Below are 5,326 nucleotides of genomic sequence, written 5' to 3'. Positions count from 1 at the left end.
TACGTCTTTGCTGCCGCCATCGGGTGCGATGAAGCCAAAGCCTTTAGTTGCGTTGAACCATTTTACGGTGCCTGAAGCCATATCCGTAATCTCCTAGTAAGATGCTGCCCGCGTTGGTGCGGCAGCTTGGCGTGGTAGGTCTGGATCGAAAGACTGAACGCCGAGAACGGGAGACAGTGGGTCGACATAGAGAAACACAAGCATTTGGAATATGCGCGGGCTGGGGTTTGGTTTCAAGTGCGCATTTTCGACTTTCCACCGCTTGTGGGTCTTTTTACGACGAAAATCACCTCGCTTTGCACCTCCGGACAGATCTGTACTGGAAGCGTCGCCACGCCTGCGCCCTGCAGAGCCTCTGATTTTTGGGACATTTCTGCGGCGTAGGGTCAGATCAGCCCTGCCCCGGGCCGGCATCTTCGCGGAGACGGCGCGCGCTCCAAGGCAAAAGCGGCAACGGCACTGGGGTGCTTCACCGGCACAACGGTGTGACAACTTGTGGTTGATTTCTGTTTGCATTGCGTAGAGGCTTGCCCACAAGAGAACACAACTCTGAGGGTTAAAAATGTCTGATCCAAGCGCCTCCAAATCCCGTCGCCAGTTTCTGGGGATGGCCTCTAGCGCCGCCTTGATTGCCGGCGCCCCCTGGCCCGCACGTGCAAACATCAACCCACAACATGCCTTTGCCTCTGCGCCAGCCAATGCGCCTGTGGCCAAGGTGCGGATCTATCCGGCGATTGGCATCTGCCGGGTGGGCGGGGCTGACAGTTGGTTTTATGCCCCCGAGGTGCCGGGCCTGCCACCCAGGCCGCAGGATGGACAGTTCAAGGACGGGTTGGAAAAGATCAAAAAGCAGGTCCAGCGCTTTCGCCTTTACGCCTTTGATGCAGACAATAACATCATCGGTGAAGTGACCGGGGATGCCATCACCTGGGGGGTTCACCTGGCCAATACCAAGGCCAATTGGTACGGGTTCAACAACCCCTTGGACAATGGCGATCTAGCCCCTGGACTGCCATCGCAGAAACGAAACCAGTATTTTGTCTCGGATCAGGACCGCGAAGAGAACTTGATTATTGACGGCGGCGTGATCAGCATTTCCGGCCAGGACACCAACCAGGCGGGCTTGGATCCGGCCTATCAGTTCGAAGGCAGGTTCTGGGGAGGTCAGCCGGACGCCACCAAGGTCGGCCTGGGGCAGCTGCGCACCGACCCCGCCGGGCGGCTGATGGTTGTGCCCCCAGATGGGGTCTCCAACTCACCCAGCGGCGCCGCCATCACCAGCTTTGCCGATAACAACGCCTGGCATGATGATTGGTGTGACGGGCCAGTAACGGCACTGGTGACTATCAACGGTCAGACCTATACAGCGGACCCCGCTTGGGTGGCCTGCGTCGGGCCCAACTTTGCGCCGGAAATCCCCCCTATCACCACCATGTATGACGTGATTGAGGATATGAACGTCGAGGCCGGCTGGTCCAGGCTGCCTGAGCTGCCCCTGTCCTTCATCAGGAACATCTATCCGACCTTCCGACGCGTGGCGCTTATGCAATGGGTCACCCAGGCCGCAAACCTGCGGCAGGGTTGGATGGCCATTGGCAATCTCAATGACCCGGGCTACGTTGCCAGGCTTGCAGACCCCAGCCCGGAAAACGCTGCATTCCGCCAGCAGATTTTTGAGCTCTTCCGCGACCCCTATAACCTTGGCGATACGGCCTATATCGAAGAACGGCTCAAGATCCCCTATATGCTGGGTGACGGGGTGAATTACGACGGCAGCCCGCTGCAATGGTTCCAGTTCCCCAAGCTGCAATACGCCTATTTGCGCGCCTGGGCCGCAGGTGATTTTGTCGATGACTACGACGGCCAATTGGCCGAGGATAGCCCAGCGGAACATGCCAATTTTGAGGATATTCCCCTGGAGCTGCAGCCCGGGGCCCTGACACAGGCCGCCTTGGAGCCGCTTTCAGGTGGCGCCTTTCACCCCGGTGTCGAGCTGACCTATTATCTGCGCCTCAAAGAGATGTATGCGCGCAACTATGATGACGGGGCTGAGCCCTTCCGCATTGCCCATGGGAACCGGCCCAGTCTCAATCAGAATCTGGGGCGCCTGTTGACGCCCGAAGTGGCCTTTGCCGGTTTTGGCGACACCCCGCCGCCCATAGGACCGCAGATGGCCGGCGATCTGACTCGCTGGATGGGGCTGCCCTGGCAATGCGATGCCTTTAGCTGTCAGCAGGTTCTGATGCAGCAGAACTACCCCACTGCGGTCTGGTGGCCGGCTCTGTTGCCCATAGATGTGCTGCCAGAACCCTATTACACCGCCAGTCAGGATGCCTCACTGCCGCAGGAGGAGCGCGACAAGTTCCTGGCCAGCCGGGTGAACTGGTCGCGCGGCGTTGCTGGTATCGGCTATCACGCCAATGCCAGCTATTGGGACGGGATCACCAATATGATCACCATCTGGGAACGAATGGGTTTTGTCGTCCGGATGCCCTCAGCCAAGGGCGATGTCTTTGTCGAGATGCAGCATGCCGACAATATGGAAACCCGGTTTGACTGGACCCCCAGCCAGGGGATGTTGCCCAATTGATCCATCCCGTTGCAGTCCTGGGCGGCGGGCTTGCCGGAGCAGCCACCGCCCTGCGTCTGGCCCAGGCCGGGCTGCGCCCGATCTGGCTTGCCGCTGAAACTGCCGGGGATTTCAAACCCGGCGAACATCTCAGCGCCGCAGCCATTCCGTTGCTCGCCACCCTAGGCTCAGACGCCATGCTGCGCTCCGAAACCCACCGCCAGGCCCATAGCACCTATTCGGCCTGGGGCAGCGACAGATTGGTTGAGCGCAACGCCATTGTGCAGCTGGAGGGACCGCCGATTGTTCTGGACCGCAGCGCCTTTGAGGCGGCTCTCTGCGCGCAGGCGGTCGCCGCCGGGGCCGAGAGGATCGCCTGCGACGTGACCGATCTCTCCGTAGCAGAGGGCCAATGGCTGCTGGAGGCAGGCCAAAACCGCATCAAGGCTGGTTTTGTCTTCGACGCGACCGGGCGCAAAGCCGTGATCGCCTCCAGGGTCTCTCCCCGGTTTCAGGCCGATAAACTGTGCTGCACCTATGCTCTGTATGCCAAAGCCAAAGATCTGACGCCAAGGCCCGTCACCCTGATCGAAGCCACCGAGCACGGCTGGTGGTATTTGTCGGTATTGGCCGATCAACGCCTTGTCCTGAATTACTTTACGGATGCCGACCTTGCCAGTTTTCCAACCGCTGATTTCGAAAAACAGGCCCGAGGAACAGAGGTGATTTCAGCCTACCTCATGGACTATGGCTATGAGCTCAGCTCCCGCCCCGGGCGCATCACCACAAACAGCAGCTGGATCTCCCCGGTGATTGGCCCCGGGTGGGCCGCTGTCGGGGATGCTGCGGCAGCCTTTGACCCGCTGTCTTCCCATGGCATGACAACGGCACTCTGGACCGCCATCGAAGCCGCCGAGGCCTTCATTGCGCAGGACCGGCCACGCATGCAGTCCTATGCAGAGGCTGTCGCTCGAGGGGTTCAGGACTATTTGACGGCCCGTCAGGCCGTATACAGCCGCGAAACCCGCTGGCCACAAAGCCCCTTCTGGGCGAGACGGCACGCCAGCACCGCATAGATTTCAGGCGCTCCCCCCTCTGTTCCGCGGCGCGCTCGATCAAGCATCTGCCACGCGGCCCGCACATCCTGCGCTGTCGTCCAGCCAATGCCTGCAACACTCAGTTGGAAAGGCGGAGAGACTTGAAAGCATTTCAAAAACCTGCCACCTAACAGGTCTAGGGCTCATGTATTTCTAGGGCTCGTTGTCACCCATCTTCAGGTTCGAGCGTTGCAAATGGTCCATTCTTCCAAAAAGAACATATTGCTGATCAGTCTCGATGATGCGGTTGCCTTTTGGAAGTATCGGTCACTTTTTGGCACCACTCTCGAAACACCAAATTTCGATCGCATTTGCGCGCAGTCGACCAGCTTTCAATCCGCCTATTGCCAGGCGCCCGTCTGCAGTCCCTCCCGCGCAAGCTTTATGTCAGCGCTCTCGCCGCATCAAACCGGCGTCACCAGTTCCGATTCAAACTATTTCGACAGGGTCTCGCCTACAAAGATGTGGCCCGGCCGACTGCGCCAGCAGGGCTATCACTGCGTTCCCGGCGGCAAGGTCATGCGGGGCTATCGCGCCCTACCGCAAGAGGTACATGAGGCGATCTATTCCACGCCCTATTCCGAGATCTTCAGGAAATTCTCAACCGGGCGCCGCAAACGCAATTTCCCCAAGGGGCAGATCCCGGATCACATCGCCTATGGTGGCCACCGTGATGGGCTAGCGACGATGACAGTCGAAAGCGACAATAAGCTTTATGATCATCAGGTTGCGGACTCCGCGATCGACTTTCTGGCCAGCTATGACCAAGACGCGCCCTTTTACCGCGAAGTCGGATTTCAAAGCCCTCACGGGCCCTGGACTACTCCCCGGCGGTTCAAGGAACAGTATAACTTCAAAAACATCCACCAGCCCAAAGACTGGCGAGCGGGCTTTGACAGTGACGGCGTTCCCGAAGACCTAATAGATCCCAATATCGACAGCTCGCGCCTGCGCTTTTGGCGGCAAAGCGTACGCAACTATTTCTCGGCGGTCTCCTACGCGGATTACCAAATCGGGCGGGTCTGGGACGCGCTCAAGGCCTCCAAACATGCGCACAATACTCTTGTTGTCATTCTGTCGGACCATGGATTTCATCTGGGCGAGCGCAACTGGTTCGGCAAGTCAACGCTTTGGGAACAGGTGGCCAATGTCCCCCTGATCCTCCACGATCCGACCCAACCCAAAGGCCAAGCAGTGCATGATCCGGTGGCGCTTGTCGATGTTGGTCCAACGATCATGGATTACCTGGACCTGCCCCCCATTGAGGACAGTCCCGGCAGATCTCTATTGCCGCAATTGGCAGGTGCACGCGCACCGGATCGTGTTGTCCCGACCTTCTTTCACGACCATGCGGCCGTCCGCTGTGGACCCTACCGCTTCATTCGCTACAGCACCGGTGCCGAGCAGTTTTTTGACCTGTCAAAGGACTGGTGGCAGACCAAGAACCTTGGCTCGGATCACCCGGATTACACCGCTGTAAAACAGGCCCACACCCACTGCTGCAACGCCTTCGGTCTGCATTGGCAACCAAACAATGGCTCACTGGAAGATGCTTGAATCGTTTGTCCCTTTCGTTGTTGCTACCACTCGCTGCGTGCATGGTCGATGCACCTGCGACGACGCGAAGGGCTTAGAAGTTTCCCTTCGCTGCTTCGCTTAA

General features: G+C 58.9%; 4 protein-coding genes. 3 read left to right on the top strand and 1 reads right to left on the bottom strand.

The features are described from left to right. On the bottom strand, nt 1-81 hold an 81-nt coding region (locus AN476_RS22685; RefSeq protein ID WP_172684878.1), incomplete at its 3' end, for a cold-shock protein. A 481-nt stretch (nt 82-562) separates the two neighbouring features. Between AN476_RS22685 and goxA the strand changes: the two genes are divergently transcribed. The 3 genes from goxA to AN476_RS21920 all read left to right on the top strand — a co-directional run bounded on the left by goxA (nt 563) and on the right by AN476_RS21920 (nt 5,223). Further along, nucleotides 563-2,590 (top strand): CTQ-dependent glycine oxidase GoxA, encoded by a 2,028-nt coding sequence (gene goxA, locus AN476_RS21930; protein ID WP_054463889.1) that lies wholly within the window; start codon nt 563-565, stop codon nt 2,588-2,590. After that, nucleotides 2,587-3,645 carry a glycine oxidase maturase GoxB gene (gene goxB / locus AN476_RS21925; protein WP_054463888.1) on the top strand — a complete coding sequence of 353 codons (1,059 nt, stop codon included), beginning with the start codon at nt 2,587-2,589 and terminating at the stop codon, nt 3,643-3,645. Before goxA ends, goxB begins: the two co-directional genes overlap by 4 nt. A 216-nt stretch (nt 3,646-3,861) precedes the next feature. Next, nucleotides 3,862-5,223, top strand: a complete 1,362-nt coding sequence (locus tag AN476_RS21920; protein ID WP_054463887.1) for a sulfatase-like hydrolase/transferase — start codon at nt 3,862-3,864, stop codon at nt 5,221-5,223. The last annotated feature ends 103 nt before the right edge of the window (nt 5,224-5,326 follow it).

It is taken from the genome of Phaeobacter sp. 11ANDIMAR09, from assembly GCF_001294455.1.
Lineage (GTDB): Bacteria > Pseudomonadota > Alphaproteobacteria > Rhodobacterales > Rhodobacteraceae > Pseudophaeobacter.
Note: the sequence above shows the minus strand (reverse complement) of the source record. Positions and strands in the feature narration are given on the sequence as shown.